General features: G+C 65.1%; 4 protein-coding genes. 2 read left to right on the top strand and 2 right to left on the bottom strand.

The genetic code is table 11. The features are described 5' to 3' along the window. Both WAN71_RS11230 and WAN71_RS11225 read left to right on the top strand, forming a co-directional pair. Positions 1 to 945, top strand: a 945-nt coding sequence (locus WAN71_RS11230) for a CoA transferase (RefSeq protein WP_422225396.1), incomplete at its 5' end; no start/stop codon positions are given. A gap of 318 nt (positions 946 to 1,263) precedes the next feature. Next, complete coding sequence (locus WAN71_RS11225) at positions 1,264 to 2,295, top strand: alcohol dehydrogenase catalytic domain-containing protein (RefSeq protein ID WP_422225395.1); 1,032 nt, start codon at positions 1,264 to 1,266, stop codon at positions 2,293 to 2,295. Positions 2,296 to 2,459: 164 nt separating this feature from the next. On the opposite strand, the gene WAN71_RS11220 is transcribed toward WAN71_RS11225, so the two are convergent. Both WAN71_RS11220 and WAN71_RS11215 read right to left on the bottom strand, forming a co-directional pair. Then, the gene (locus WAN71_RS11220; RefSeq protein WP_422225394.1) at positions 2,460 to 2,933 is read right to left on the bottom strand and encodes a VOC family protein; all 474 of its coding nucleotides are present in this window, start codon (positions 2,931 to 2,933) and stop codon (positions 2,460 to 2,462) included. Positions 2,934 to 2,945: 12 nt separating this feature from the next. Next, the coding region (locus WAN71_RS11215; RefSeq protein ID WP_422225393.1) for an FAD-dependent oxidoreductase at positions 2,946 to 4,112 on the bottom strand (1,167 nt) is incomplete at its 5' end.

The following is a 4,112-nucleotide window of genomic DNA, read 5'->3' as shown; positions in this document are numbered from 1 at the left end:
TACGACGACGTCGCCGCGCGCAATCCTCATGTTGTCTATGCCTCGATCAGCGGCTACGGCCAGCACGGGTCGTGGCGGGCACGCGCTGCCTACGCCCCAACAGTGCAGGCCGAGACCGGAATCACGGAGATGTCGAACGCGCACTGGGAAACCCCGGCGGATCGTCCTCGCAGCGATTCGCTCTCGCACGCGGATGTCTATTCCGGGCTGCATGCCGCGATCGCCATCCTCGCAGCGCTGAATGAGCGCAGCGTGACGGGCCGAGGCCAATACATCGACGTGGCGATGGCCGCGGTGATGCTGGCAATCAACGAACGAGTCCACGTGGATTTGTCCGATGCCGAACTTGGTGACGAGCCCCCCATCCTGGGCGCCACCGACTGCGTGTTCTTCATCGGGCCCGACGGGAAACGGTTTATCAGCCCGGTAAGCCTCGTCAGCAGCTTTTCGTTCCCGTTCTACCTGGCCGCCATGCGCAGACCCGACCTCGCCGGGGACCCACGCTTCGCCAGCCCGCAGGATCGGCGACGCAATCTGGAAGCTCTGCGCGAAATCGTGCAGCGCTGGATCTGGACCTTCACCGACATGGCGTCACTGGAGGCGCAGCTCGACGAGGCCAAGATCCCCACCGGCTCGCTGCGCGACATCGCCGAATTCGCCACGACCGATTGGGCGACCCAATGGGGAGCCACTCGCACCGTGCCCGACGGCGCCGGCGCACGGATCACCGTGCCCGGGCGGCCCTGGCATTTCACCAACGCCGCCAAGCCCAATGACAGCACCGACGCCACCGAGACCGTCGACGCCGGCGGCGAGCCCGATCGGCAGCCGGCCCGTCAGGGCGAGCACAACGAAGAGGTGCTGCACGAACTCGGCTACAGCGACGACGAGATCTCCGACTTCACCAACCGCGCGGTGCTGGTACACACCCGCGACACGCATTGAGCACCGGAATCACGATAACCGCCACGCGGTGTCGCCGCCGTTCCGGTGGACTTCCGGTACGGCCTCAAAGGGACAGGCATTCAACGCATTACGAGAAAGCTATGTCGGACCTGGCGGGTGATGACAACCAATCGCTGCGAGCGCGTTTGATCGGGTCGTGGCAGCTGGTGCCCTACGGGGTCCGCAGCGACGATGGGCGCCGCCACTCTGGCGCAGGCCACGATTGATTCCCGTGGACTGTCCGGAGGCGGATGCGAGCCCGCGCCGAGCTCATAAGACTCAAGTCAACAAATCTGCAAATCGCCTTGGGAGGCATCGATGTCGACGTACCGCGCGTATCAAGTGACCGGCCAGCGTGAATTCGAATTGGTGGATCGCGAGTTGGTCCCGCCGGGCGCGGGCCACGTCCGGTTCCGGTCCCACAGCTGCGGGGTCTGCCACAGCGACGTGCTCGGCGTCGAGGGCATGCGCGCCGATCCCAGCGCGCCGATCGTGCCGGGCCACGAGGTCATCGGCGTGATCGACGCGGTTGGCGACGGCGTGACCGCATGGCAGGTCGGCGACCGCGTCGGCCTGGGCTTTCTGGGGGGTCATTGCGGCGAATGCCACTGGTGCCGGCGCGGCGATTTCGTCAACTGTGAAAACCAGCCACAACCCGGCACCACCGAGGACGGCGGATACGCCGAGGTCGTCTATGCCCGGGCCAGCGGGCTGGTGCGCATCCCCGACGTGTTGAGTTCGGTGCATGCGTCCCCGTTGCTGTGCGCCGGCATCACGACATACAACGCCTTGCGCAACTTGAACCTGCAGCCGGGCGCACTAGTTGGCATTCAAGGCATCGGCGGGCTTGGCCACCTCGGGATCCAATACGCCAATAAGCTGGGATATCGCGTGGTGGCCATCGCCCGAGGCTCCGAAAAGGCAACGTTGGCAACCCAACTCGGCGCCGATGAGTACATCGACAGCTCAGTCGTCGATCCCGGCGTGGCGCTCAGAGACCTTGGCGGCGCCGCCGCTATCATCGCGACCGCCGCCAGTGGAGCCTCGATGTCACCGCTGCTGGGCGGCCTCGCCCCTCGTGGTCAACTCGTGGTCGTCGGCGCCGCCTTCGACCCGATCGAGGTCATGACGTCCGACCTCATCTTCGGAGGCCGATCGATCGTCGGGAGCCTCACCGGCACCCCAATCGAGAACGAGGCAAATCTGGCGTTCAGCGCCGCGCGCGGGGTTGCACCGATGGTCGAACCGTTTGACTTCGAGGATGCTCCCAAAGCCTACGAACGCATGATGTCCGGCGACGCGCGATTTCGCGTCGTACTCGACATAGCACCGGAAGCGCTGCCAGCGTAGCTGCGTGGTGATGCGGATCCACACGCGCAGACGTCGGTCGCGCTTGGCGGAACTCGTCGCAACCTCGCCAGGCTGTGTCAGCCGGCCGCTGTGTTGGCAGCGACGGCCCGCATATGAGCACCGGGTCGTTCGGTGCCTTCTTCACGTCGTCGCCAGTACTGGTCTCATGGGTGTTTCATGATGTCGGGCGCGATCCAGGGGCCTTCGGGTTCGGCCGCGTCGCGGTTCATCTCGATCGCCTGGATGCCACCTTCGGGCATCGTGAGCAGACGCAGGAATGTCTGGTCGGGGTCGCGAAATATCAGCAACTGACCGGCGAGGGCCGTGATGACGGGTGAGTGCTCGATGCCGACCGCGTCGAGGTGATCGCTCCAGGCCTGCATGTCGTCGGCCACGAAACTGACCGGGTCATAGCCGGCAATGGCGGTGGCGGCATCGGGGGCCCACCGCAGCTCGATCGGGATGTCGATGCCGGGCAGCTGCAGGATCACGGCGTAGCGCTCGCCGGCGCCATCGTAGTGATCGAACTGGCTCAGGTGTTCGGCGTCGAACACTCGCCGATACCAGGTCAGGCTGGTGTCCAGGTCGCTGACCGGCAGTTTGACGTGATGTAGGCCTTTGAGCCGCGGTGCTGTCATCGTGAGGTCGTTTCAGGCGAGTTCGGACATGTGCAGGGCCATTTGTTTACGCGCCGGTGGCAGGACGCCGATCAGGGAGAACACGGCGTTGCGGACCAGTTGGGCAGGGCGGTTGTCGACGATCGAGGCACGGGTCATGAAATTCGTGAAAGTCACGGTGGCGCGGGCGATCGGTCGGCGGCGCTTTTCGTAGCCGTCGAGATCAGCGTGTTTGGCCCCGTTGAGCGACGCGGACAGGGTGTGCGCCAGATCGACCGCGTCTTGAATGCCCAGGTTCATGCCCTGACCTCCGGCGGGACTGTGCACGTGGGCGGCGTCGCCGGCCAGAAATATCGGTCCGTGGCGGAAGGTGCTGGCGATGCGGTGGTGGACATGGAATTGCGATGACCAAGTGAGTTCTTTGACCCGCGCTCCGGTGGGGCCGCGCTCATCGAGGATGTGCTGAACGAAGTCGACGTCGATGACCTCGGGTGCGTTGTCGACCGTCGCGAGGACGCGGCGTTGGTTATCGGGCAATGGTCCGCTGACCACGATGCCCGCGGGGGAGAAGAAGTTCTGCACCTCATCGAAGCGCAGCGGCCAGTCGATCCGGGCGTCGGCCAGGGTGAACGACTGGTCATAGGTCCCCCCGGCGTAGTCGATATTCGCGCTCTGCCGAACCACTGAGGAGACGCCGTCGGCGCCCACGACGTAGCGCGCGTGAACGACTTCGCGCCCATCTGGGCCGTCCACTTCGACGTCGGCGCCATCAGCGTCGACGCAGACACCCGCGACGCTATAGGGACGCATCACCTGCCCACCGAGAGCATGCATGCGCTCGGTGAGGATCTTCTCGGTCCGATACTGCTGCAGCGTCAGCACGAACGGGTACGGGGTCGGCAGCGAGGAGAAGTCCAGTCGAGTCAAGATCCTGTCGCGATCGCGAAACGTGAACGTCGGTACTACAACGCCCTCGGCGACCAACCGGTCGGTGACGTCCAGCTCCCGCAGGACCTCCAAGGTCTTCGCGTGGATCGCCGCTGCGCGAGACGCGTTGGCCCCTTCTTCCTGCATGTCCAGCGTCAGAACATCATGACCAGCCTGACGCAACGCCGCGGTGAGCACCAGGCCGGTCGGGCCGCCACCAACAACAACCACTTCAGCTTCGTTGGGCAGCACTATTTCTCCTTCAATCGACTG

The organism is Mycobacterium sp. (genome assembly GCF_049280035.1).
Lineage (GTDB): Bacteria > Actinomycetota > Actinomycetes > Mycobacteriales > Mycobacteriaceae > Mycobacterium.
Note: the sequence above shows the minus strand (reverse complement) of the source record. Positions and strands in the feature narration are given on the sequence as shown.